Annotated in this window: 23 protein-coding genes and 11 tRNA genes; 31 read left to right on the top strand and 3 right to left on the bottom strand. The window is 30.0% G+C overall.

Translation table 4 applies throughout. The annotated features are described in order from the left end of the window. Positions 1-159 precede the first annotated feature (159 nt). The 8 genes from ACQH24_RS06170 (at position 160) to ACQH24_RS06135 (ending at position 7,810) form a co-directional block, all read left to right on the top strand. A complete protein-coding gene (locus tag ACQH24_RS06170) occupies positions 160-411 on the top strand; it encodes a hypothetical protein (RefSeq protein WP_425379724.1) in 252 nt (83 codons plus the stop codon). A gap of 62 nt (positions 412-473) precedes the next feature. Next, a complete protein-coding gene (locus ACQH24_RS06165; protein ID WP_425379723.1) occupies positions 474-2,564 on the top strand; it encodes a PTS transporter subunit EIIC in 2,091 nt (696 codons plus the stop codon). A 97-nt stretch (positions 2,565-2,661) separates the two neighbouring features. Next, positions 2,662-3,702, top strand: coding sequence for a 23S rRNA (adenine(2503)-C(2))-methyltransferase RlmN (rlmN, locus tag ACQH24_RS06160; RefSeq protein WP_425380704.1), 1,041 nt, complete (start codon positions 2,662-2,664; stop codon positions 3,700-3,702). A 2-nt stretch (positions 3,703-3,704) separates the two neighbouring features. Then, the gene (locus ACQH24_RS06155) at positions 3,705-4,466 is read left to right on the top strand and encodes a PP2C family protein-serine/threonine phosphatase (RefSeq protein WP_425379722.1); all 762 of its coding nucleotides are present in this window, start codon (positions 3,705-3,707) and stop codon (positions 4,464-4,466) included. A 162-nt stretch (positions 4,467-4,628) separates the two neighbouring features. Further along, positions 4,629-5,642 (top strand): serine/threonine protein kinase, encoded by a 1,014-nt coding sequence (locus ACQH24_RS06150; RefSeq protein ID WP_425379721.1) that lies wholly within the window; start codon positions 4,629-4,631, stop codon positions 5,640-5,642. Between the two features lie 6 nt (positions 5,643-5,648). Next, positions 5,649-6,518 (top strand): ribosome small subunit-dependent GTPase A, encoded by an 870-nt coding sequence (gene rsgA, locus ACQH24_RS06145; protein WP_425379720.1) that lies wholly within the window; start codon positions 5,649-5,651, stop codon positions 6,516-6,518. A 16-nt stretch (positions 6,519-6,534) separates the two neighbouring features. Next, positions 6,535-7,215, top strand: coding sequence for a ribulose-phosphate 3-epimerase (gene rpe / locus ACQH24_RS06140; RefSeq protein WP_425379719.1), 681 nt, complete (start codon positions 6,535-6,537; stop codon positions 7,213-7,215). Next, positions 7,202-7,810, top strand: coding sequence for a thiamine diphosphokinase (locus ACQH24_RS06135; protein ID WP_425379718.1), 609 nt, complete (start codon positions 7,202-7,204; stop codon positions 7,808-7,810). The genes rpe and ACQH24_RS06135 overlap by 14 nt, the downstream gene beginning before the upstream one ends. Before the next feature lie 41 nt (positions 7,811-7,851). Here the strand turns inward: ACQH24_RS06135 and ACQH24_RS06130 are convergent. Together ACQH24_RS06130 and rpmB are read right to left on the bottom strand one after the other, a co-directional pair. Further along, positions 7,852-7,936, bottom strand: a tRNA-Leu gene (locus ACQH24_RS06130). 99 nt (positions 7,937-8,035) lie between these two features. After that, a complete protein-coding gene (gene rpmB, locus ACQH24_RS06125; protein ID WP_070407057.1) occupies positions 8,036-8,233 on the bottom strand; it encodes a 50S ribosomal protein L28 in 198 nt (65 codons plus the stop codon). Positions 8,234-9,111: 878 nt separating this feature from the next. On the opposite strand from rpmB, the gene ACQH24_RS06120 reads away from it, so the two are divergent. The 16 genes from ACQH24_RS06120 to nagB all read left to right on the top strand — a co-directional run bounded on the left by ACQH24_RS06120 (position 9,112) and on the right by nagB (position 15,495). Continuing rightward, positions 9,112-9,453, top strand: a complete 342-nt coding sequence (locus ACQH24_RS06120; protein ID WP_425379717.1) for a hypothetical protein — start codon at positions 9,112-9,114, stop codon at positions 9,451-9,453. A gap of 120 nt (positions 9,454-9,573) precedes the next feature. Further along, complete coding sequence (locus tag ACQH24_RS06115; protein ID WP_425379716.1) at positions 9,574-9,912, top strand: Asp23/Gls24 family envelope stress response protein; 339 nt, start codon at positions 9,574-9,576, stop codon at positions 9,910-9,912. A 109-nt stretch (positions 9,913-10,021) separates the two neighbouring features. Continuing rightward, positions 10,022-11,641: a DAK2 domain-containing protein gene (locus tag ACQH24_RS06110; RefSeq protein ID WP_425380703.1), complete on the top strand. Its 1,620-nt coding sequence runs from the start codon at positions 10,022-10,024 to the stop codon at positions 11,639-11,641. 95 nt (positions 11,642-11,736) lie between these two features. Then, positions 11,737-11,812 (top strand) — tRNA-Cys (locus tag ACQH24_RS06105). A gap of 38 nt (positions 11,813-11,850) precedes the next feature. Then, positions 11,851-11,927, top strand: a tRNA-Arg gene (locus tag ACQH24_RS06100). Between the two features lie 23 nt (positions 11,928-11,950). Continuing rightward, positions 11,951-12,027, top strand: a tRNA-Pro gene (locus tag ACQH24_RS06095). A 15-nt stretch (positions 12,028-12,042) separates the two neighbouring features. Then, positions 12,043-12,118, top strand: a tRNA-Ala gene (locus tag ACQH24_RS06090). Positions 12,119-12,155: 37 nt separating this feature from the next. Continuing rightward, positions 12,156-12,232: transfer RNA gene (locus ACQH24_RS06085), tRNA-Met, on the top strand. A 1-nt stretch (position 12,233) separates the two neighbouring features. Next, a tRNA-Ile gene (locus ACQH24_RS06080) sits at positions 12,234-12,310 on the top strand. Between the two features lie 31 nt (positions 12,311-12,341). Continuing rightward, positions 12,342-12,434, top strand: a tRNA-Ser gene (locus ACQH24_RS06075). Between the two features lie 56 nt (positions 12,435-12,490). Further along, positions 12,491-12,565, top strand: a tRNA-Met gene (locus ACQH24_RS06070). A 2-nt stretch (positions 12,566-12,567) separates the two neighbouring features. After that, positions 12,568-12,643: transfer RNA gene (locus ACQH24_RS06065), tRNA-Asp, on the top strand. Positions 12,644-12,648: 5 nt separating this feature from the next. Beyond that, a tRNA-Phe gene (locus ACQH24_RS06060) sits at positions 12,649-12,724 on the top strand. Between the two features lie 95 nt (positions 12,725-12,819). Then, positions 12,820-13,512 carry a hypothetical protein gene (locus tag ACQH24_RS06055; protein ID WP_425379715.1) on the top strand — a complete coding sequence of 231 codons (693 nt, stop codon included), beginning with the start codon at positions 12,820-12,822 and terminating at the stop codon, positions 13,510-13,512. A gap of 24 nt (positions 13,513-13,536) precedes the next feature. After that, positions 13,537-14,694, top strand: a complete 1,158-nt coding sequence (gene nagA, locus ACQH24_RS06050) for an N-acetylglucosamine-6-phosphate deacetylase (RefSeq protein ID WP_425379714.1) — start codon at positions 13,537-13,539, stop codon at positions 14,692-14,694. Between the two features lie 54 nt (positions 14,695-14,748). Then, positions 14,749-15,495, top strand: coding sequence for a glucosamine-6-phosphate deaminase (gene nagB / locus ACQH24_RS06045; protein WP_425379713.1), 747 nt, complete (start codon positions 14,749-14,751; stop codon positions 15,493-15,495). 164 nt (positions 15,496-15,659) lie between these two features. On the opposite strand, the gene rpsD is transcribed toward nagB, so the two are convergent. After that, on the bottom strand, positions 15,660-16,274 hold the full coding sequence (rpsD, locus tag ACQH24_RS06040; protein ID WP_425379712.1) for a 30S ribosomal protein S4: 615 nt from the start codon (positions 16,272-16,274) through the stop codon (positions 15,660-15,662). 290 nt (positions 16,275-16,564) lie between these two features. Here rpsD and ACQH24_RS06035 point away from each other — a divergent pair, with 290 nt between their 5' ends. The 7 genes from ACQH24_RS06035 (at position 16,565) to ACQH24_RS06005 (ending at position 25,915) form a co-directional block, all read left to right on the top strand. Further along, complete coding sequence (locus tag ACQH24_RS06035; protein WP_425379711.1) at positions 16,565-18,295, top strand: septation ring formation regulator EzrA; 1,731 nt, start codon at positions 16,565-16,567, stop codon at positions 18,293-18,295. A 15-nt stretch (positions 18,296-18,310) separates the two neighbouring features. Beyond that, positions 18,311-19,507, top strand: coding sequence for a tRNA uracil 4-sulfurtransferase ThiI (gene thiI, locus ACQH24_RS06030; protein ID WP_425379710.1), 1,197 nt, complete (start codon positions 18,311-18,313; stop codon positions 19,505-19,507). Further along, complete coding sequence (locus tag ACQH24_RS06025; protein ID WP_425379709.1) at positions 19,494-19,841, top strand: hypothetical protein; 348 nt, start codon at positions 19,494-19,496, stop codon at positions 19,839-19,841. Before thiI ends, ACQH24_RS06025 begins: the two co-directional genes overlap by 14 nt. 67 nt (positions 19,842-19,908) lie before the next feature. Next, positions 19,909-22,953: a DNA polymerase III subunit alpha gene (locus ACQH24_RS06020; protein WP_425379708.1), complete on the top strand. Its 3,045-nt coding sequence runs from the start codon at positions 19,909-19,911 to the stop codon at positions 22,951-22,953. Beyond that, positions 22,954-23,607 (top strand): copper homeostasis protein CutC, encoded by a 654-nt coding sequence (locus ACQH24_RS06015; RefSeq protein WP_425379707.1) that lies wholly within the window; start codon positions 22,954-22,956, stop codon positions 23,605-23,607. A gap of 129 nt (positions 23,608-23,736) precedes the next feature. After that, positions 23,737-24,705, top strand: a complete 969-nt coding sequence (pta, locus tag ACQH24_RS06010; protein WP_425379706.1) for a phosphate acetyltransferase — start codon at positions 23,737-23,739, stop codon at positions 24,703-24,705. A 22-nt stretch (positions 24,706-24,727) separates the two neighbouring features. After that, the gene (locus ACQH24_RS06005; protein WP_425379705.1) at positions 24,728-25,915 is read left to right on the top strand and encodes an acetate kinase; all 1,188 of its coding nucleotides are present in this window, start codon (positions 24,728-24,730) and stop codon (positions 25,913-25,915) included. Positions 25,916-26,270: the final 355 nt, after the last annotated feature.

Here is a 26,270-nt window from a genome sequence, read left to right as displayed (position 1 = left end):
ATATAAAGTAGAAAATGATTTGTTAATTTGATCAAAAAATATAAACTATAATATTTTTTAAAAAAATATTCTATAATAAATACATAAAATAATAAAATTCTATAGGTATGCCTAATTATGATAAGATTATTTTAGTAGGAAAGAGTAACACATTTAAATATGATTCTAAGTATAACATCAGACAATATTACATATTTAGCAATTATGCTTTTTGGGATTATTGTAGGAACATTATTATTAATTGTTTGAATTATTCAAAAACGACGATTGGCAAATAGTGGAGATTATTATGCTAAAAATAATACAAAATTAGATTTATGAACTTATATTAAGCGGAATATTGCTTTATATGGAGCTTTTTTTTGTTATGTTATTGGAGTATCAGCTCTTTTTCTAATGGTTGCTTTATAGAAAAATATTATTTTAAAATGGAAATAAAGAGACTTATTTGTTTTGAAAGGAAATAGTTAAAAATGAGTGAACAAGGAAAACTTAGGCCATTTGTTTCACGAGCATGATGAAAACAATCAAATCAAAGAACGATGGTAACATTAAGTAAATTAAGTAAAGCCTTCTTGTTGCCGATTGCATTGTTGCCGATTGCGGGAATTTTCTTAGGCGTTGGTGCAACAATTTCTTCAAAAGTTGATCCTGCTTCAGCAGCATGATATTTTGGGAATTTTCTAAATAAAATGGGAGATATTGCCTTTGGTAATCTGCCTGTTTTATTCTGTATTTCTGTGGCAATGGCTTATACGGAAGACGCTGGGGTTGCGGCATTAACATCCGTTGTTGGATTCTTAGTTTTTAATGCCATTCAATTGTCATTATTAAATGAAGCATTTGCCCATATTTCATATGTGGTTGATATTAATGGGATTCCTAATCCAATTAAAGGTTTAACTGTTGAAGGTTTATCATCCGCTAATCCGACTTTATTAACCGCTAATGATTTATTAGAGTTTATGCGAAACAGTGAAATTTATAAACGATTAGTTGATGATCCAAATGCAACAATTGTAATTGTTAGCTCAGCACGAGTAGCTGATCAATTTAATTTATTATTTTATACGGGTGCAACTTGAGCAGTCCAAAATAAATTATTAACTTTGAATTTAGGAATTAATTCATTAAATACTGGGGTTTTTGGAGGGATTTTTGTTGGAGCAATTGCAGCATTTGCTTTCAATCGTTTCCATAAAACACAATTACCGTCAGCACTTAGTTTTTTTAGTGGGACTAAATTAGTGCCAATTATTATGTTTTTAGCGGTAATTCCGTTAGCATTTATTTTTATGATTATCTGACCATTAATTGGAACAGGATTAGCTTGATTTGGGAATAATTCTGGAAAATTACCTGTTGGGATAGATTCATTAATTTTTGAGATTTTTGAACGTTCATTAGTACCGTTTGGTTTACACCACGTTTTTTATTCACCATTATGGTGAACACAAGCGGGGGGGAGTATGGCCGATTTAATTGCTAATGTTCTAAAAGATCCATTAAGTTATATTTCATTCTTGAAAGATTTACAAGGTGCTGGTTATATTGACAGCAGTATTAATGTTGCAACAATGGATGCCGCTGATGCAACAGTTGCAATTAATAGTTGAGTATCAGCATTAAATGTTTCAACAATTTCAGCGGTTGGAGATCAAACAATTATGTATAAAATTATTGCTGATCCAAAGATTACTTTTACAATGGTACAACATATGGGACTAAATCTTGGCCGTTTCCAATCGGGGAAATTCCCATTTATGATGTTTGGATTGCCAGCAGCGGCTGCGGCAATGTGATTTAGTGTTCCAAAAGAAAATCGGAAACAAGTGATGGGAATTTATTTTTCAGCAGCCTTTACTTGTTTCTTAACTGGAATTACTGAACCAATTGAATTTACATTCTTATTTGTTGCACCATGATTATTCTATGGTGTACATATGCCATTATGTGCAATTTCATTTATGTTAATGGGATTATTACATGTTCATACTTCAATGACGGTGTCAGGAGGATTTATCGACTTTATTGTCTTTGGAATTATTCCATTTGTCGGTGGAAAAGGAACAAACTTCTATTGGATTCTAGTTGTTGGAGTACCGTATATTGCAATTTATTTTGCGGCCTTCTACTTCTGTATCAAATATGGAAAAGTTGGAATTCCGGGCCGTGATGGTAGCACAAAACTATACACTAAAGCTGACTTTAAAGCAAAACAAGGGGATAGTGGATCTAGCACGGCGCCATTGAAAGGTGCTGCTGCGAAACGTGAAAAAGCATCTAAAATTATTGAATTTTTAGGTGGACCAGACAATATTACTGCGGTTGACTCATGTGCATCACGTTTACGAGTAACGGTTGTTGATAGTAGTGTCGTTGATCGTGATGGGATTAAATCCTTAGGTGGAAGTACTGGTATGATTATTCGTGGTGAATCAGTGCAAATTGTATATGGGGGCGAACAGGAAGTTATCAAACCATATATGCGAGAATTACTGGCTGAAATGCGAAATAAGAAAGAAATACCAATTTCAAATGGACAAAGTCCGAAAACTAAATAAATTTAAAAAACATTAATATTTTTAATTAATGTTTTTTTGTTTTTTTATCCACGGTGATTTTATGATAAAATTATATTATGTAAAAATGGAGTAAAAGATAATGACATCAATTTTTGAATATCCTAAACAGGAGCTACAATTAGATTTAGTTGCTCATGGTTTTAAAAAATATTTAGCAGAGCAAATTTTTGATTGAATATATGTCAAAAACATATATTCTTTTGATGAAATGACAAATATTTCAAAGCCAGATCGTATTAAATTACAAGAACATTACACAATTGAACCGTTAAAAATTGCTGTACAACAACAATCAAAGGATGGGACAGTTAAATTTTTATTTGAATTAGCAGATGGTTATAAAATTGAAACTGTTTTAATGCCCCAAAATTATGGTAATTCTGTTTGTGTCACAACGCAAGTTGGATGTAATATGGCATGTACATTTTGCGCTTCGGGGTTATTAAAAAAAACACGAAACCTATCAACGGCTGAAATTACGCAACAAGTTATGATGGTTAATCGTTATCTAGCAACAGTTGGTGAACGTGTTAGTCATATTGTTGTTATGGGAATTGGTGAGCCTCTGGATAATTTTGAAAATGTTATTAATTTCGTTAATATTATTAATGATCCAAAAGGTTATCAAATTGGGGCTCGTCATATTACAATTTCTACTTGCGGATTAATTCCAAAAATTAAACAATTTGCCGATTTAAAAATACAAGTAAACTTAGCAATTTCATTGCATGCTCCAAATAATTCCATTCGCAATCAATTAATGCCGATTAATAAAGCTTACCCAGTTGAAAAATTAATTGACGCTGTTCGTTACTATATTGAACAAACTAATCGCCGTGTTACTTTTGAATATATTTTAATTGATGATGTTAATGATAGTCGTGAAACAGCTTTAGAACTAGCAAAATTAATTCGTGGTATAAATGCTTATGTAAATTTAATTCCCTACAATACTGTCGCAGAAAATAGTTATTGCCGTAGTACCAAGATTAATCAATTTTTTGAAACATTACAACAACAAAAAATTAATTGTATTGTTCGTCGTGAATTTGGTCATGACATTGATGCTGCTTGTGGGCAATTACGTGCTAAAAATGAAGGGATCATTAGAAAATAATTATGCAAATACGCTTTGGATACAAAACAGATATTGGGGCTTACCGTAATAGTAATCAAGATTATTTTGATTTCGCAAACAATAGTTTTAATAATTATCTTGCAATTGTTTGTGACGGGATGGGAGGCCATCAACATGGGGAAGTTGCTAGTAAAATGGCAGTTGATAGTTTAGTTGCCCATTTTAAACGGAAAGATTTTAATAATTTTACAGATGAAGAAATCAATAAATGATTTCGACAAACTATTTTAACGATTCAAGAAGAAATGATAACATATGCCCAAATTTATCCTGATACAAGTGATATGGGAACAACGGTTGTAGCAGCTTTAATTGCTAATGGAAAAGTATATGTAATTAATATTGGGGATTCACGCTTGTATAAATTACATTATGATAAGATTTATCAAATCACAACTGATCAAAACATGGAAAATTCTGTAGAATATCGGGAAAAGCAAGAATTAGAGTTTCAAGGACAATATAAAAAACAATATAATATGCATACCTTTTGAAAAGTTTTAACAAGCGCTTTAGGGCCGACTAAAACTTTAAAAGTGGATACTTATGTTATTGAAGATATCAAAGGACAATATTTATTAACAACTGATGGGATTCATGATTATGTTGATGAAAATGATATTATTGAAACTTTAAAATCAGCAAATAAATTAAATGATAAAGTTAAAATTTTAATTGATCGTGCCTTAGAAAACTTATCAACGGATAATCTAACAGGGATTATTTTTGAAATAACAGATTAGAACTTGTTATTTTAATAACATCGTATAACAGTGATTATGAATTAAATTATGAAGAATGTTCATAATTTTTTTATTATCTTTTAACTGTTGTTTTTTTCTTCTGTTCTTTTTTATGTTATGATGTTTACAAGTTGAGGATAATATAAAATAAGGGTGTCGAAGATGGAAGAAATTACAATTGGAACTATGTTATATAATCGTTATCAAATTATATCTAAAATTGCCGATGGGGGAATGGCTGAAGTTTTTGAAGGGTATGATACTTTATTAAAACGATATGTCGCAATTAAAATTATGGCATTATCATTATCAAAAAATAAAGAGGCGGTTGATCGTTTTAATAAGGAATATAATTCAATTGCGCAATTTTCACATAAAAATGTTGTTAAAGTTTATGGTTCTTTTGAAGCGTATGATCGTCATTGTTTGGTTCTAGAATTAGTAAAAGGATATACTTTAAAAGATCGATTGTTAACATTAGGGCCTTGTACGGTGAAAGAATTGTTATATTTTTTTGATGAAATTAATTTAGCAATCACAGAGGCCCACCAAAATGATATTATTCATCGTGATATTAAACCAGAAAATATTTTAATTTCATATGATGGAAAAATTAAAGTAGCAGATTTTGGGGTTGCTATTTTAGAAAATAGTGAAGAATTGGAATCAGGTAAAATTATTGGAACATCAAAATATATGGCCCCAGAAATAGTTCAGTCAAGACCAGCTAGTCGTCGCAGTGATATTTATGCCTTAGGAATTATGTTATATGAATTAGCAGTCGGAATGGCACCTTTTGTTGGGAAAAATCCAACTTTTGTTGCGGTAAAGCATGTCAAAGAATTGCCATTATGACCTCGTTTAATAATTCCGACATTACCACAAAGTTTAGAAAATGTTATTTTAAAAGCAATTGCTAAAGATCCTAGTGAACGATTTCAAACAGTCACTGAATTTAATGATAGTTTACAGGCAGTTGATAGTCCCGCTCATCAGCATGATAAACCTTTAAAATTACGGAATTACCTTGAAGTTAAAGGAAAACGCGGTAAGGTGCACGACCGCTATTATGCTTATCCGTGGTTTTTACGCATTAAAGTTGCTTTTTGATTAATTATTATTCCCATCATTTTTTTAACAATAATGATAGTTCTGTCCTTGCTCTGATGGAGGTAAAATAAGATGTCACAGACAGGAATGATTGTAAGAATTGTTAGTGAGTTTTGTTATGTAAAAAATAATACTGACAATCAAATTTATGCATGCAAAGCAAAAGGAATCTTTCGGCACCAAGACATTAAACCAGTTGTTGGGGATTATGTTCAATTTGAAAAACAAGATGACAAGCAAGGAATTATTTATCAAATTGCCCCCCGGAAAAATGAATTATATCGGCCACGAATTGCAAATGTTGATCAAATAATTATTATTACAGCGATGAGTGAACCAACTTTTAATTCATATTTATTAAATAAATATTTAGCTTTTATTGAATATAAAGGTTTAAAACCAGTGATTCTTTTTACCAAAAAAGATTTAATTAAAACCGATGAACTTTATCAAAAATATTTTAATTGGTATTCGCAGTTAGGATATGAGGTTTATTTTATTAGTAATAAAAAAGATGATAAAAAAACATGACAACAATTTGAGCAGATTTTTAAAAACAAAATCTCTGTTTTTACAGGCCAAACTGGTAGTGGTAAATCATCAACTTTAAATACATTATTGCAAGATGATATTATTAAAACACAAGAAATTTCAAAAGCATTAGGTCGAGGAAAACATACGACAACAACAAGTGCCTTATATGAATTATTAGGGGGGATGATTGCCGATACCCCTGGTTTTTCTACCTTTGATTTAAGAGATTATCAAAAAGGGTCCTTAGCGCAAGCATATCATCTATTTGCCCAGTATGCGAAAGAATGTAAGTTTCGAACATGCTTGCACTTGTATGAACCACATTGTAAAATAAAAGTATTAGTCGAAGAAAAAGTAATTCCCTTATTTTTTTACAATGATTATGTGCGAATTATGCAAGAACAATAGGTAACAGGAGGTTATAATGAAAAAATATTTTGTGGCTCCAAGTGTATTAAGTGCTAATTATTTAGCGTTAAAAGATGAATTAACAGTGATTAGAACCGCCGGGGCAGAATGAATTCATTTTGATGTAATGGATGGTGATTTTGTGCCTAATTTAACCTTTGGTCCAAAAATTTTGGCCGATATTAGAAGTTATAGTAATTTATATTTGGATTGTCATTTAATGGTTAAAATTAAAAATCAAAGTGTGGAAAGTTATTTATTACCTTTTATTAAAGCCGGAGCTTCTTCAATTACATTACATTATGAAGCATTAACCCCGGACCAGTTAACAGAATTTTTAATGTTACGAATTAAATTACAACTTAAAATTGGGTTAGCAATTAACCCAAGAACACCATTGACTGTTGTTTTTCCATATCTTGAACAATTAGATTTAGTATTGATTATGACTGTCGAACCTGGCTTTGGTGGGCAAAGTTTTATTCCTCAGGCCGCAAAAAAAATTAAGGAATTACGAACATATCTTGATCAGCATCAGTATTCAACCTTAATTGAAGTTGATGGTGGTATTAATGAACAAACAGGATTAATTTGTAAAAACTATGGTGTTGATGTTTTGGTGGCCGGTAGTTATTTATTTGGTCATTCGGATTTAATAACCCGATTACAAGGATTATTAGCTGATGAAACCAACTAAGGTTTTAATTGTTTGTTCTGAAACTAAATTAGATTTACATCAATACCAGAATTATTACAAAATTGGGGTTGAACGGGGTTGTTTAGCTTTAATTAACACTTTTAATCAAATTGATTTATTATGTTGTGACCAAGATAGTTTGCAGGATGATGATTTAGTACTTATTAAGAGTAAGGCGAAAACCATTTTGGAAATTTCCCAAGTTAAAGATTATATTGATGGTGAAATTGCTATTCAAGAAGCTTTAAAACTAAATCCTACGGAAATAGTTTTAATTGCACAAGGGCGCCGGTTTGATATGGAATTAAGTTGTCTTAATTTTATTTATCGTTATAATGTTATTTTTATTAATGATTATACATATGCTTACTTATTACAACCTGGAATGAATGAAGTAATTGCAAAGCCAGATTATCGTTATTTTTCATTATTTGCGCTTCAGGATGCTACAGTCACAATTACTAATTTAAAATATAATGTCGAAAATTTATTACTAAGACAATTATCATCGAATGCGATTAGTAATGAATTTGTTAGTTCAAGTGGTAATGTTGAAGTGTTATCAGGACAGGTTGTTGCAATTTATAGTAAATAAAAAATCGGTAATAATTACCGATTATTTTTTTGTCTTAAAATTGGTACCCATGATCGGGCTCGAACCGATACGAATTTCTTCGGTAGATTTTGAGTCTACTGCGTCTGCCAATTCCGCCACATGGGCATTTAGATACCATTTTTATTTTATCGTATTTTTCAAAAAAAGGAAGGATAAATTTTAAAATTTATCCTTCCTTTTTAAATTATTCCTTAATTGTATTTGTTATTGAGCAATTTGTCCTTTACGCTTTAAAGTTTTTAAAGTTCTTGTTGCTACGCGTAATGTTTTAACTTCCCCATCAACAACAATGCGAACTTTTTGTAAATTAACATTTCATTTACGACGTGTTGCATTTAACGCATGTGAACGTTTGTTTCCTGATAAAGCACCTTTGCCAGTAATTGCACATTTTCTTGCCATGATTTCACTCCTTTATATCTACATACTATAAAATAATAGCGAATTTTATGATTAAAAGCAAGAAAAAAAATAATTTTTTTAATAGTTTTACCTTTTTTTGGTTGCTTATTGAATAAAATTTATTCTTAACAGTGTTAATGATTAAATTTTATGCAATTGGTGGATTTAATACATATAATTTTAAAACTTGCTTGTAGAATAATTATAGATAAAGCAATTGACTCAATGTTATACTGTTGTTAAAAGACATCCTTTTTTAATTAAATATATAACCTGCTTTATTAACAACTTTAATTTTTATACAAAGTTGTGGTTATAATTTATAATTAAGTTCTTTAAAAAATGACTATAAAAACGAAGAATATTATGATTGCAATAACGAATTTCGAGATGAAAAATAATTAATGAAATTAAATGTTTTGAATTAAAAAATATCAATTGAAAATTACAAACAATTAAATAAAAATGTGTTAAATAAAATTAGTAAAATTAAATTATAATTTTACTCGGTAAATAAAAATATAACAAAATAATTAACAATTCCTAATAAATTACCAAAAATAATAGTTTTTATTAAAAATAAAATATTCTATATAATTTTGATGTTTAAAAAGATTAAAGTAAAACAATCGTAATTGATAAATTCAAATTAAATAAGAACAAGAACTTTTAAAAATTAAGTTAAAAGGATATTGAATAATTTAAGTAATACAATGCTTGAAAAATTAATGCAATTATCACATATTAAACAAAAAATTTAGAAATTATTAAGAAAATAAAACACAGATTTTTAAATCTGTGTTTTAAATTATTCAAAATGATAAAGTAGTAATTAGTTTTATTTTGTAGTAAAATCATTGCATATAGGAGGAAATTTCATGATTGAAATGATAGTAAGAAAAGCAAGTGAACAGGGTAATAATCATTACTCATTTACTCAAAGTTTATCATTTGAAAATACAATTGGGGGAAAACGTGATTATACGGCGTTAAATCATAGTATTGCTCATTCAATAGCTTCGTTAAGAGTACAAAATGGCTTTTCCTGAGAAGATATTAGTGAATGTATCAAAATTAAGGATCTTTCAACAAACCAAGAAATAAATACAAAAGATTTTGTTTTAAAAAACAAGGAATTAATCTTAGCAGAAGAAAAGACATTAGATGGACTTGTTAATGCTAGTCATATGTTGACTAATTTAGATGATTTTTTTAAATAATTATTAGAAGAAAGGGAACGGGGTTAGTGATTTTAATGAAGAAAATGTAATAAATTTATTGCTTTATTATATTTTTCTCGCTATAATTATTAATGTTAATTTAGTTTAGTGGTGATTTTTATGATTGAAAAAGTTAATGTACCTGAAATAGCAGATTTAGTTCATGCAGCAGTAATTACCGTTCCCGGTGTTGCTGGTTTTGCTAATGCTGATCCAGCAGAAAAAAGTGAAGAAAATGTTACAATGTTACAGAAAGATTACTCACAATCAATTAAATTGAGACAAGATAGTCGTAATTTTTATATAGATATTTTTCTTATCTTGCTTGAAGGAGTTAATATTAAAGATATTGCACGAGAGATACAGATTAGAATTAAATATGAATTAGAAAAGTTGGATGTTTATTCAAAAGATATTATGATTTATGTTAACATAAACATTCAAGATTTATTAATTTAACAAACTTATGAACAACGAGATATTAGAATAATGCAAGATTTACAATTATATCACTTAAGAGAATTAAAAAGGGAAAAGTAGTTAAATGAAAAATGTAAAGGTGATAGAAATGGAATTTAATGCAAAATCTTTTAAAGATTCACTAATCAGCGGATATAACAATTTATATAACTTTTATCCGGAAATTGATAAATTAAATGTTTTTCCAGTTCCTGATGGTGATACAGGAACCAATATGAATTTAACCATGACGAATGCAATTAAGGAAATTAATGACCTTAATTCAAAGTCAATTAGTAAAGTTGCTGATGTTTTTGCGCGAGGATTAATTATGGGAGCCCGCGGAAATTCAGGTGTTATTTTATCGCAGATTTTTCGTGGTTTTGCTAATGGTTTAAAAGATTTTGATGAATTAAATTTTAATTCAGTTAAGTCTGGAATTTCAGAAGCAAAAGAAGTAGCTTACAAGGCTGTTATGAAACCCGTTGAGGGAACAATTTTAACCGTAATTCGGGAAACAGCTGAACATGTTTTGGCGTTGGATCAAGAGATTCCGGTTCCTGCTTTATTCGAGAAAATTGTTGATTTTGCAACAGAGTCATTAAATAATACTCCAGAGTTATTACCAGTTTTAAAAGAAGTTGGTGTTGTTGATTCTGGTGGTTTTGGCTTAGTAAAAATTTTTGAAGGAATAACAACATATTGAAAAACCGGAAAAATTGTTCCGCAACTAAAAAAACAAGTGGAAAATACCGGTAATAATGTTGTTATGGATTTGCAAAATGAAGAGTTTGGTTATTGTACAGAAACAATTGTCCTTTTAGATAATAAGCATATTAATAAAATTAATGTAACTCAAATTCGGCAAACATTAGAAGATCAAGGTTGTCGATCAATTGTCGCGGTTGTCGATGATGATATTTTAAAAGTCCATGTTCATACCTTAATGCCAGGGAATACTTTGACATTTTTACAACAGCATGGTGAATTTAAGAACATAAAAGTTGAAAATATGAATTTACAAGCAGCAAAACATGTTAAAACAATTAAGGCTGAACGAGAATTAAAGAATCCCGCGGCAATTATTGCCGTGACGCCATCAAATGGAATTGCGCAATTCTTTAAAAGTGATTTAAATATTCAATATATTGTAAATGGTGGTGTATCAATGAATCCTTCGACGGATGATTACTTAAGAGTGATTGAAGAAGCCGATGCAGTTGATGTCTTTATTTTACCGAATAATAGTAATGCCATTTTAGCGGCACAACAAGCAGCAAAAGTTGAACGAAAATCAAATGTTTATGTTGTGCCAACAACTTCGATCCAAGAAGGGATGGTTGCGGCATTATCATTTGAAACTAGTGAAACAGCAAAAAAGAATTTTTCAACTTTAAAGTCAAGCTTAAAAAATGTAAGCAGCTTGGGAATTACAATTTCAGCAAAAACAACATCAATTGATGGAATCAAAATTAATAAAGGTGAATATATGGGAATTATGAATAAAAAGATTATTTGTTCATATCCAACTTTAGTAAAAACAATGAAATATTTGTTTGACCGTGCGATTGGTAAATCAACAGAAATTATCACAATTTTTATTGGCGAAGATGCTGAAACGCGGGATACTAATGCGATTCGAAAATATCTTGATGAAAGTTTTGATGTTGAATATGAATTTATTGATGGTGAACAACCGTTGTATCTCTTTTTATTTGCCGTTGAGTAAAAAAATTTTATTCAAAAAAATGATTTTAAGTTTTTTACTTATTTTGGTTGAAATGCATTGTGAATATGATAATATATTAGGGGTTTAGATTTTATGGCACTATAGCCAAGGTGGCTAAGGCATGGGACTGCAACTCCCCGATCGTCGGTTCGAGTCCGACTAGTGCCTCCATTTAAATCGAATTAACATTTAAATACTTTTATTTCTATGCGCCCATAGATCAATTGGATAGATCGTTTGACTACGGATCAAAAGGTTGAGGGTTCGAATCCTTCTGGGCGCGCCATTTATTTAGATGTTATTTTTTTTCGGAAAGTAGCTTAGCTTGGTAGAGCACTCGGTTTGGGACCGAGGGGTCGCAGGTTCGAATCCTGTCTTTCCGACCATTTTTTAGTTATTTTGGGCCCGTAGCTCAGCTGGGAGAGCACCTGCCTTGCACGCAGGGGGTCGACGGTTCGATCCCGTTCGGGTCCACCATTAAAATGATATGAAAAAGTAATTAAATTTATTATATGGCGGGATAGCTCAGCTGGTTAGAGCGCTCGGCTCATACCCGGGAGGTCAAGAGTTCAAGTCTCTTTCTCGCTACCATGGACCCTTAGCTCAGTTGGTTAGAGCATCCGGCTCATAACCGGATGGTCACTGGTTCAAGTCCAGTAGGGTCCACCATTTATATTTTTAATTGCTTTAAGAGCATCGTGGAAGATTACCCAAGTCTGGTTGAAGGGATCGGTCTTGAAAACCGACAGGCGGTGAAAGCCGCGCGGGGGTTCGAATCCCTCATCTTCCGCCATTTTTTTTGCAATAAAAAACTTGCAATTAAAAGTTAAAATATGGTAGTATTTAAATTGTGGGGTGGAGCAGTGGTAGCTTGTTGGGCTCATAACCCAAAGGTCGCAGGTTCAAGTCCTGCCCCCGCAACCAATGGTCTTGTAGTGAAGTGGTTATCATGCCTCTCTGTCACAGAGGAGATCGCGGGTTCGAGTCCCGTCAAGACCGCCAATCGTGGTTCAGTAGCTCAGTTGGTAGAGCATTTGATTGAAGCTCAAAGTGTCGGCGGTTCAATTCCGTCCTGAACCACCATTGAATTTAGTTAAAAATAACCCTAGACTCTAAATTAATCATTGATTAGTTTAGAGTTTTTTTATTTTGTTATATAATTAACAAAGGTGATCAAAATGTTTTCAAGAATGACAAAAGATATAACTTTTTATTTAAAACGTGAGGAGTGGAAGTTTACTTTAAATGAAGATAATTTTAAGTATAAACCACGCTTTGTATTAGAACGTTATCAGAAAAAAATGGGGAATGAGAACTTTCGTAGTTTTAAGTATTGAATCTTTAAACGATGAATTTTAAAGAATTTTGCGTATACGCAAGATTTTATTCATCGCTTTTATAAATATCAACGAAAATTAGATTTAGTCTTAAATGGTCGGGAACAAGAATTTATTTATAATGTTGAAGAGGTTAATTTTACCTTATGACGACCGTTAAAAGTGTTACCAGTTGCCTTTGATTTAGATCCAAAAGAGAAATGTCATTTTAAAAATAATGCTGTTAATATTCATCTTTTAGATCCGCAAAATGAGATTAAGTTTTTTTGTAAAGGAGTTTTGTTAATTACTAATAAACGTTTTATTATTGATGGTTTTGATAAAAATAATAATGAAAAAGTAGTACAGTTTAATTTAAGTAATATTTACAATGTTGAATACATTGATATTGGTGTTAAAATTACTGTTGGTAAACAAATTTATTTAATTCGTGAAAATAATCATATGTTGATTTTAGCATTGTTATATCGTTGTTTAGGGCGGAAAAAAGTAACATTTGATTTAAAAAAATTACCATTAAATTTTACATTTTAAGAAATAGAAAGGTGGGGCAAAAAAATGATTTTAAAAAATGCGACAATAGTTTGTGAAGACCATGTCATTCCCAATGGCTGATTAGAAATTAAGGATAGTAAAATTATTGCGATTAATAGTGGTGATACTAGTGAACCAGGATATTATTTACAGCGAGCAATTATTATGCCAGGTTTTATTGATTGTCATGTTCATGGTGGGTATGGAGAAGATACAGAAAAAGGAACAATTACGAGTTTTCAAAAATTTGCGCAAGCAGTCGCTCAAGAAGGAATTACGAAGTATTGTCAAACAATTATTACTGGTAGTGATGAAACAATTACATCAATATTAACTGTTTATCAAGATTATATGACCCATTATAATAAAGGACCGCAAGCGCGACAAATTGGAGCACATTTAGAAGGACCGTTTATTTCAAAAGTTTTTAAAGGAGCCCATGATGAAACTCTTTTAAAAGCTCCTGATATTGAACTTCTAAAAAAATGAATGATAGCATCGAACAATAATATTCGTATTGTGACATATGCGCCGGAAGAAGAAAATGGTACTTTTACAAAATTTTTATTAGAACATAATATCCTGCCTTCAATTGGTCATTCAAATGCAACATTTGATTTGGTTGCCGAACGAGTAAAAATGGGGGTTAAGCATGTTACCCATTTGTATAATGCAATGAGTAAATATGATCATCGCCATCCCGGAGTTGTTCCAGCAGTTTTAAATTTTAATGAAATTATAGGAGAGATCATTAGTGATGGCATTCATGTTAATCCAAGCATTATTAATTTAACATATAAAATTAAAGGTGCTGATGGAATTATATTAGTTACTGATGCAATGTTAGCAAAAGGATTACCAGATGGAGAATATGAATTTGGCCCATTGCCGGTTATTAAAACTGGTCAAAAAGTTGTCATTAAAGGGACTGATACAATTGCCGGTTCAGTAGCAACATATGATTATTGTGCCCAGAATTTTTATAACTATACTAATTGTTCGTTACAAGAATTAGCCTTAGTAACTAGTACAAATATTGCTAAGCAATTAGGGATTTATCAGGAAACTGGTTCCATTACGATTGGAAAGTTAGCGGATTTAGTTATTTTAGATTCAAAATTAGAAGTTCTAATGACCTTATGTGAAGGCGAAATTGCTTATTCACAACTTGAATTAAAATAAGGGGAAACTTAGATTATAGTATAATATATAATAGTAAGAAATGAGGTTATAAAAATGAAATTGATTGTTGTCGAAGATAAAAATACAATTGGAAAAGTTGTTGGTCAAATTTTTATAAATATAGTCCAACAAAACCCAACGGCAGTTTTTGGTTTAGCAACTGGTTCTTCGCCAGAACCAGTTTATCAGTATCTTATTGCAGATTATCAAAAAAATAATACTGATTGAAAAAAAGTAATAACTTTTAACTTAGATGAATATGTTGGATTAGAACCAACTCATCCGCAAAGTTATCGTTATTTTATGAATAAGAAATTATTTAATCAGCTTAATATTAATAAGGACAATACGCATGTCCCAATCGGTACAGGAGATTATGTTGCTGCTGCCAAACAATATGATACTTTAATTGCTAAAGCGGGAGGCATTGATGTGCAATTATTAGGAGTGGGAACAAATGGTCATGTTGGTTTTAATGAACCACCAGCTGATTTTACTTCTTTAACGGGTGTTGTTAATTTAGTTGAATCAACAATTCAAGCCAATGCCCGTTTTTTTGCTTCAAGTGCAGAAGTTCCCCAACAGGCGGTTTCAATGGGAATTAAATCAATTTTAAATGCTAAAAAAATTATCTTAATGGCAAACGGTTCAAATAAAGCTCAAGCAATTAAACAATTAGTGGAAGGTGAGATTAATAATTTATGACCTTGTACTGCCCTTCAAATGCATCACGATGTTACAGTTGTTATTGATCGAACTGCAGCTGGTTTATTACAATCACGGGGGATTAATATTAGTTAAAATTTAAGGTAATGTTTTGCCATTGTATTGGATTAAGCTTATTGAAAATTATATTTTTTTATTTAAAATAAAAAAATAGGAAAATTAAATAATTTTAATCGCATACATTTATTATTTACTTTTAATAATTTGAAAAGAAAAAAACATCTCATTAGAGATGTTTTTTATACTAAACGGTTGTATCATTCAACGATTAAAGCATCGTTAATATTACTATTTAGTTCTTCACGAACTGGGAAACGAAGATATGTTCCTGTCATTTTAGTTTTATCAAATTTTACAAATTCTAGTGTACTAACTTGGCTTTCCAAACTTTCTAAGATTTTCACATTTTTTTGTGAACTTTCTTTAACACTAATAATGTCTCCTAACTTACAATTATATGATGGAATATCTACTTTCTTTCCATTTACTAAAATATGGGTATGGTTTACTAATTGTCTTGCACCAGCTCTTGTTTGAGCTAAGCCCATACGGTGAACCAAGTTGTCTAAACGTGATTCTAACATAATTAAAAAGTTAGTTCCGGTAATTCCTTTCATTTTTTTTGATTTAGTGTAAGTATTACGAAATTGGCGTTCAGTTAAACCATACATATAACGTACTTTTTGTTTTTCATGTAATTGTAATCCGTAGTTTGATAATTTTGATCGACGTTGGCCATGTTGTCCTGGCGCTGTTGTTCTTTTTTTCCCTTTTGAAAATTCTTTATCGTTTTCTAAGATACTAAATCCGTATCGTCTTGCTTTCTTAAATGTACTTCCACGATAACGTGCCATTAAAAAAACCTCCTATATATCATTGTGACATACAAAAAGATTCATTGAATTGCTCTAATAATGGAAGTTTTTCGATTCGCCCTAACAGCTAGGGTTACTTTTAATGTTTAAATCGTTAGTATTTAAAAACTAAGAACATTGCTATGCAATTCTGCTGCTTCTCTGTGTTGTCTAAAAGTTATTGTATAATAAAATTAAGGATAATTCAATATTTTTCTAATTTTTAATGTAATATTTTTCGCAAGTGCTATAATTCAATTAATATATACTTTGATTGGGGGCACGATAAAATGGGTAATGTTATTAATAATATTATTGATAATCCAGTTAAATTAACATTATTTATTTTATTCATTCTATGCTTGTTTTTGTTGAGTATTACGTTTTTCTTTTGGGAACGAAAACGGCACTTAAAAACAATTGAAATTAAGATTTTACGAAAGTTTGATGTTTTAAAACGGTTACCTTTAAAACATAAAATTTTTCGTGTTTCAGAAATTGCTCGATATAATAATCGATATGCGAAAGATTTATTGGTTTGACGAACAAAATATGAAATTATTTATGAGAAAAAGTTAATAAGTTGTTTAGAAGTTTTTCAAAAATTATATCAAATTAATAAAGCAACACCGCAGAAAATGCCAAAATTATCTGTGCAAAAAATTATTCCGTTGCTGAAAGAAGTGACCTTATTAGAAGAAGAGGCTCGTCGATTATTAGAAGAAATTAATAGTCAGTTACAAATTGAATTATTACAACGGGATTATATTTTAGCGCATAAAAAAATGTTTAATTCTTTGCGGGAAGATGCTATTAAATTGCAAATGAATGTTTCTTTAGATACAAAAAAAATTACGGATTTTGAACGAAATATTGAAGCAATGTTTGATGAATTTGAAGATTATTTAACAGCGGGTAATTTTGATAAAACAGAACAAATTTTATCAAATATTATTACTTCTTTAACAATCTTTGTTGAGATTTTAGATAATATTCCCCAAATTAAAACGTTATTAACAAAAGTGGTTCCGAATAAATTATCTTTATTAAAAGATAAATATGTCTTATTTAATAAAGATGAAAATAGTCGCGATGTATTAAAATATAGTTTTGATGAGTTAACCCATAGCATTGATGAAACTAAAATTTTAATTTCAAAATATATTGATAATTTACAATATAAAAAAGCATCAAAAAAGGCAATTGAAATTATTAATCAGATTAGTGATTTTAATCAAACAATTGAGCATCAAAAAGGAATTATTTCATGTTTTAAAAAATATTATAAAGTTGTAATAGAATATATTAATAAAATTGAACGTAGCTTCAATGTTATTTCCCGTCAAATTGAGGTTTTACGGAGTTCATCAACATTAGCAGAATATGAAGAAAGTATTTATCGTGAAGCAATGGGTCGAACAAAAGAATTAACACATGATACAAATCGTCTTGTCTTAGAAATAAATCGTAATGGTCGTGATTTTATTGAATTTAATAAAGAACTGGTGCGGTTATTAGAAAATGCTGTTGTTGTTCAAGAAGCATTAGAAAATGTTGTAAAAATTATTGAAAAACGTAATTTTGCAGAGACGGAAATTCGTAAAACAATTCATTTATTAGAGGTTGTCCTTTTGCAAGCTGAGGTTCGTTTAAACCAACTGCAGTATAAAAAATTATTAACAAAATATGAAAAACCTATTATGGATTATCGTAAATCACTTGAGCAGGTTAAACAACTTTCTTTTGATGTCGATAATCGTTATGAGGTGGATGAAGCAACTGGAAAATTAAATCGTTTAAAAACGGAAGTGTTAAAACTATTTGAAAAAATTAAAAATAATATTTTATTAGATCTTTTAGCACAAGAAACATTAGTTTATGCCCAAAAATATATTTTAACAAATGATGATGTTGATGATCAATTGCGAAATGCCCAGATTGCTTATCGAAATGGGGACTATGATGGATCATTGTTTTTATCGTTAAAAATCATTAATGAAGAACGTGGAAAAAAGAAATAGGAAATGGAGCAGAAAATGAATTTTGATGTAATATTAGTACGATATGGTGAATTAACAACCAAAGGAAAAAATCGGAGTGATTTTATTAGAATATTAATTGATAATATTAAAAATAAATTAAAAGAATATGAAACACAATATAAGTTAAAGAAAGAATTTGATCGTTTATTTATTGAATTGTTGGATCCAACAGTTAGCGAAGTAATTATTAATATTGTTAAAAATATTTTTGGATCATCCTCATTGTCTTTAGCAAAACGAGTTGAGTGTGATTTAACAGCAATTGGTGATTGTATGATTGCATTGGTGCAACATTATCAACCAGATACTTTCAAATTAGAAGTTCGCCGGAGTGATAAAACTTTCCCATTAACTTCAACAGAAATCAAACAACAGTTGGCACCAAAAATTTTAAAGCAAACAAATGTTAAAGTTGATGTTCGTCATCCAACTTTGCAAATTGATGTGGAAATTCGCCGTGGGTTTACTTATGTTTTTATTAATAAGATTAAAACAATTGGTGGCTTGCCGGTTGGGATTTCTGGCCGCGGTTTAGTAATGTTATCGGGGGGAATTGATTCACCTGTTGCTGCTTTTTTAATGATGAAGAGGGGAATGAGTGTTGAGTACTTACATTTTGCAACGCCGCCATATACTACTAATGATGCTTTGAAAAAAGTACAAACTTTAGTTCAAAAATTAGACTGTTATACCGATCAAACACAGCAACGTTTACATGTCATTGATTTTGTAATGTTACAACATGAATTAATGCATATTCCTGATCCAACTTATCGGATTACAATTATGCGACGAATGTTTTATCGAATTGCAAATCTCTTAGCGATAAAATTAAATTGTCAGGCAATTATTACTGGGGAATCATTGGGGCAAGTTGCGTCACAAACAATTGAAAGTATTAATGTTATTAATAATGTTTCAACTTTACCAGTTCTACGACCAGTTTTATGTTTTGATAAAAATGATATTATTGATATTGCAATAAAAATTGATACTTATCAAACATCAATTTTGCCTTTTGAAGATTGTTGTAATCTTTTTGTCCCAAAAAATCCGGTGACAAAACCACGCTTAAAACAAGCAGAATTTCAGGAACAAAATTTGATGTGGCAAGAGATAATTGATATTATAATTAAAAAGAATATAAAGACATATCTAATTGGTAGGGACGATGTTTATGAAGAAAGTTAATTTTTTTCAGAAAAAGAAAGAAACAACAGGGACATTAGTTAATGAACGGGAATTACGAAATGCAGAGCGTTCACGAACTAATTTATTAGAAGAAACAATTTTAATTGATGAAGAATTTTCAATTATTCGTGATTTCAAAGATGACGATATTAAAGTTATAAATATGAATAAAGAAAAAAATAATTTTTACAATGAAAGTGCAATTGATTTAGAAAAAGAATTATTACAAGAAATGGCCCCGAAGAAGAAACCACGTTTATGGCGTTTTTTAGTCTTTGGGATTTTAGCGATCTTAATTGTTATAATGATTATTGTTATTTTCATTAAACTATAAAATTAAGCCACTATTGTGGTTTTTATTTTCTTTTTCGTTAAAATGAAAGTAGAAAGAGGCAGTAAACATGACAATCCCCCATTTAAATGTTCGTACAAGTTATAGTTTATTATCATCCTTAATTAAGTTTGATAAATATTTTAATTATGCCATGACAAATGGATTATCATCAATAGCAATTTGTGATAGTAATATGTTTGGGGTCTATGAGTTCCATCAGCTTGCCCAAAAAAATAAAATTAAGCCAGTTATTGGTTTAAATGTTACAATTTTATTTAATAATGAACCATATAATTTAAATTTATTTGCTCGTAATCAAAAGGGTTATTTTAATTTGGTCGAAATCTCATCTTTAATAATGATTAATGCTGAACATAAAACTATCCTAACATTTGAAGATCTTAGTAAGTTTTTAACAAAGGACTTAAAAATTATTATTAATTATACTGTTGATAATTATCAATCAGAAGTATTTGAGATATTAAAAAACAATTTAGAAATAAAAGGTGACTTATATTTAGGAATCAATAATAGTAATGCCCCCTTATTAAATTCCTTTCTAAGTTTAAGTTCCGCAGACCACATTATTTGAAATAATAAAGTGCAATATTTTACTAGTGCGGATTTTACGGCATATAAAGTTGTTGATACAATTAAAATGCAAACTTTGTTTAAAGAAAGCAAGCTAGATGATTTATATGGTTGAGTTGACCCGCCAAAACTTTACCAACAATACTTTGAAAATATTAAACAATTCATTACTGAAATTGATTTATTTCCATTAAATAAAGGAATAATTTTTGATAATTTATTACGGTATCCATGCCCTGATGGCCAACCAGCCCATCAATTTTTGCGTGAAATTTGCCAAACAAGTTTATCAGCAAAAAATCTTAATAATCTTTATGAGAAATATGAGGAGCGGTTAAATTATGAATTAGATGTTATTAATGAAATGGGTTTTAATGATTATTTTTTAATTGTATGAGATTATGTTCGGTATGCTAAACAACAAAATGTCTATGTTGGACCAGGTCGTGGAAGTGCCGCTGGAAGTTTAGTTAGTTATTTATTAGATATTACCACAATTGATCCAATTACTTACAACCTCCTTTTTGAGCGTTTTTTAAATCCGGAACGAAAAAGTTTACCCGATATTGATATTGATTTTCAAGATGATAAACGCGAAATGATTGTTGAATATCTCTTTGAAAAATATGGCAGTGATCATGTTGCACATATTGTTACGTTCCAAACGATTGGGATGAAAATGGCAATTCGTGATATTTGCCGAATTTTTGATATTGCAATTGAAAAAGCCGATAAAATGAGTAAGGCAGTACCATTAGAATATAATTATCAATATCAACAAGCAATTAATTCTAATCATGTTTTTGAAATTTATCAAAAAAAATACCCCCAAGTCTTTTTACACTTGGAAAAGATTATTGGATTACCTCGCCAAACAGGAACCCATGCGGCAGGAGTTGTTTTGACCCAACAACGATTGCAAACAATCATTCCAGTTAAAGAAGGTTATAATGGAATTTATCAAACTCAATATTCAATGAACTACTTAGAAGAGTTAGGAATATTAAAAATGGATTTATTAGGATTACGAAATCTAACAATTTTGCATGATGTTGTTGATAACATTTATCAAGCAACAAAAGTAACCTTAGATGTAAATAAACTCCCATTAAATGATCAAAAAACTTATCATCTTTTAGCACAAGGCGATACGAAAGGAATTTTTCAGTTAGAATCACCAGGAATGACAAAAGTATTAGTTGATATGGTGCCTGATCAATTAGAAGATATTGTGGCGACTTCATCTTTGTATCGACCAGGACCGCAAGATAATATTCCTCTTTTTATTCAACGAAAAAAAAATTTAGCAAAAGTTACTTACATTGATGATCGGTTAACAACAATTTTGGCACCAACATATGGAATTATTGTTTATCAAGAACAAGTAATGTTGATTGCCCAAAAAGTTGCTAATTTTTCATTAGCAAAGGCTGATGTTTTACGCCGAGCGATGGGAAAAAAAGATGCAAGGATTATGGAACAAATAAAAACTGAATTTATTGAAGAAGCAATTAAAAATCAATATGTAGAAAAAATTGCTCAAGAAATTTGAGAATTAATTTATAAATTTGCATCCTATGGTTTTAATCGTAGTCATGCCGTAGCTTATTCACTATTGGGTTATCAAATGGCATACTTAAAAGCAAATTATCCATCCCAATTTTTAGCTAGTTTATTAACAAATGTTATTGGTGATGAACATAAAACAAATGATTATATTGCTTTAGCAAAAAAAAATCATTTGACAATTGTGCCACCTAGTATTAATAGTCCATACGGGCAATATCATACTGTTGATAATCAAATTTTCATTCCATTATTAATTATTAAACAAATTGGATTTGCTTTCTTCAAAAAGATTGCTAGTGAATATCAAGCAAATGGTCCCTTTACTGATTTATATGATTTGTTTATTCGTTTATATAAGAAAGGCTTAAATCGAAAAACTTATGAAGCATTATCCTTTTCGGGAGCTTTAGATTTATTTAAGATGAATCGAATTACTTTATTTAATAATTATCAACGAATTATTACTTATATTGAGTTAATTAAAATCCAAGAAGAGAATGAAAATTTGGTTGTTGATTTTTCGCTAGCAGAAAAACCAGACTTAATACTTGAACCAGATGATGAAGTTGTTTGCTTGGAAAAAGAATATGAATTTCTAGGATTTTATTTATCAAATCATCCGTTAAAATATATTCGTGAGAAAGAAGGCTACCATGCAAAAACAACATTAATTAGTAATTTACGCTTAAGTTTAGGATTAACAAATGTCTTAGTGATGGTAAAAAGGATTAAAGCGATAACTGACAAAAACAATAACAAAATGGCCTTTCTAGATTGTTATGATGAAAGTGGTGAAATTAGTATTACAGCTTTTGCTGGAATCTATAAAGATTATGCCAACTTATTAAAAGTTAATAATGTTTTATTATTAAATATTAAATTAGGAACATATAATAATAAAATCAATGGTATTATTAATCGAATTAAATTTATTAGTGGGGAGCAACAATAAATGTTTATTGAAATTATTGCAATAAACCTGCAAGATTGTCAAATTATTGAACAAGCAGGGAACATTAATCGGATTGAATTATGTCGGAATTTAAATCAAGGTGGCTTAACACCAGCATATGATGTTATTAAAGAAACTACCGAACAAATTAAAATACCGATTCGGGTGATGGTTCGGCATCATACCGCTGACTTTTATTGTCCGGAGGATGAATATTTACAAATTAAAAAAGATATTAGATACATTAAGACAACTAAAGCACAAGGAATTGTTATTGGCATTTTAACCCGCGATCATCATTTAGATCTTATTCGAATGCAAGAATTAGTCACCTTAGCACATCCGTTAGCAGTTACTTTTCATCGGGCTTTTGATTTAATTGATGATAAAGTTACAGCAGTTCAACAATTGGCACAGTTGGGTGTTAAAACAATCTTAACTCAAGGTGGCAGAACCTCAATTTTGGAAAACTTAACTATTTTACAAGGATTACGGAATTATGGTGTTCAGATTCAAGGGGGAAGTGGGATTAATTTAACAAACTATCAAAAAATTCAACAGTATTGCGATGCAATTCATTTGGGCAGTGCTGTTCATAAAGATGGAACATGAAATACAACGATTGCTTTATCAAAATTACAGCAGTTACAATAAATAATAAAAATGTAATTAAATTACCAAAAATTAAGGAATAATTACCAATTAATTTCAGACTTTTTCTAAAATCATTGAAAAAAGTAATATAATTATTTGGTAAAGATTTAATAAGAAAGAGGTTTAAAGATGAATGTATTAGAAAATACACTTAAAAAAATAAATGAATCTTCTAAGAAAATTAAAATTATTTTTCCAGAAGGAAATTCAGAACGAATTCAAGAAGTTGCAAAGCGCTTAGTAGGAACAAAAATTACACCAGTTCTTGTTTTTAAAACACGTGCCGAAGTACCAGCAAATTTTGATGATTATCAATGTGAAGTTTTAGTTTGTGAAGAACAAAATATGCAAGAATTAGCGGAATATTTAGTTGAATTACGAAAAGGAAAAGTTTCCATTGCGGAAGCAACACATTTAGTTCAGGAATGTAATTATCTAGCAATATTGTGAGTTAAAAAAGGGTTAGTTGATGGTATGGTCGGTGGTATTAGTTATGACACTAAAGACATTATTGGACCAGCTTTACGAATTATCAAAGCGAAACCAGGGATTAAATTAGTTTCATCATTCTTTTTAATGGTTCGCAGTGATGAACGTTATATTTTTACAGACTGTGCATTAAATATTGACCCAACCGCTGAAGAATTAGCTAATATTGCTTATTTAGGATATGAAGCAAGTCAAGTTTTTGCCTTTAAAAAACCACAAATGGCCTTATTATCATTTTCAACAAAAGGATCAGGACGAGGAACTTCTGTTGATAAAGTACGAGAAGCATATGAAATTTTAAAAACAAAAGATTTAAAAGATTGTCGTGTTGATGGCGAATTTCAATTTGATGCAGCATGAGATGATGTAATTCGAAATAAAAAAGCACCAACATCAACTTTAACAGCGCCGGCCGATATTTTTGTTTTTCCGAATTTAGATGCGGGGAATATTGGATATAAAATTGCCCAACGATTAGGTGGTTTTGAAGCAGTTGGACCAATTGTAATTGGTTTAGATTGCCCTGTTAATGATTTATCACGTGGGGCAACAATTAATGATATTTATAATACTGTCTTAGTTACGGCATATTTATGTGTTTATAAATAATTAAGTGAAGGAGAAAAATAAAATGATTTTAGTAATTAACGCAGGAAGTAGTTCAATGAAATTCCAATTGTATCAAGTAAGTAATAATAATTATGAAGTAATTTGTAAAGGTTTAGCTGAACGAATTAATATTGATGGAATTTTTACTATTAAATTTAATGGTCAAGAATTCCAAACAAATGAAGACTTACCAGATCATAAGGCAACAGCAAAAGTATTAATTGCCAAGTTAAAAGAACATAAGATTATTCAGGATTTTGCTGATGTGCAAGGAATTGGACATCGAATTGTCCATGGGGGCGAAAAGTTTACTCAATCAACAATTATTACCGATGAAGTTTTTGCAGAAATTAAACGAATGGTTTCGTTAGCACCATTGCACAATCCACCGGCAATTGCAGCAATTGAAGCTTTTCGTAATATTGTTGCAGTGCCAAATGTTGCTGTTTTTGATACTTCATTTCATACAACAATTCCAAAAGAAAACTACTTATATTCAGTCCCATACGAATGGTATAGTAAACATCAAGTTCGTCGTTATGGCTTCCATGGGATTTCATACCGTTATATTACAAACCGATTAGCAGCGGTTTTACAAAAACCTGTTGGTAACCTTAATGCTATTATTTGTCATTTAGGTAATGGTGCTTCAATTTGTGCGGTAAAAAATGGGCAAAGTTTTAATACTTCAATGGGATTAACACCTTTGGAAGGATTAATTATGGGAACACGTAGTGGCGATATTGATCCTTCAATCCATCAGTTTATTGCCAACCAAACGGGGGCAACATTAGATGATATTACTAATACTTTAAATAAGAAATCAGGATTATTAGGAATTTCGGGGGTATCATCAGATTTACGGGATGTTTTTAAAAGTAGTAAAGATAATGAACACAGTCAGTTAGCATTAACAATGAGTGCAAAAAGAATTGCAAAGTATATTGTGACTTACGCGAATGATTTAGGAGTTAAACTTGATGCAGTTGTCTTTACAGCTGGAATTGGGGAAAATTCAAGTGAAATGCGGCAACTAGTAATTAATGAGGTTAAACTTTTAAACCTAGAATTATCAGAGCAAGCAAATCAAAGTTCATATGAAAATGAAAATTTAATTTCAACAGCAAATGCGATTTATCCAGTTTATGCGATGCGAACAAATGAAGAAGTAATGATTTGTGAGGATACGTATGCTTTAATTAGCAAGTAAGAATTAACTTTAAAAAGGTTTGGATTTCTAAATAGAAATCCAAACCTTTTTTATTTTCTAACTCTAAACTAAGATTAATTATAAAAATTTTGTTAAGCCTAAAAGGAATAATTATAAACATTATTGCCACAAAAATAAAGATAAAAACTGCCGCTAAAATTCAAGGAAATCTTTTCCCAATTAGAAATTAAGGCAAGATGGTAATATTTTTTTAAATGGTACTTTAAAGTTAAAAAATAATAAATTGTTATTATAAAAATAAAATTTTACTTTAATTTTGTCGAAAACTCTTGATGAAATAAAAAAATCATCAATATGACAATTTGAAAAATAATTTTGTTTAAGATCATGATTT

This window comes from Spiroplasma endosymbiont of Stenodema calcarata, assembly GCF_964031205.1.
Taxonomy (GTDB): domain Bacteria; phylum Bacillota_I; class Bacilli_A; order Mycoplasmatales; family Mycoplasmataceae; genus Spiroplasma.
The sequence above is the reverse complement of the archived record's forward strand: the minus strand, read 5'-3'. Positions and strand labels throughout refer to the sequence as shown.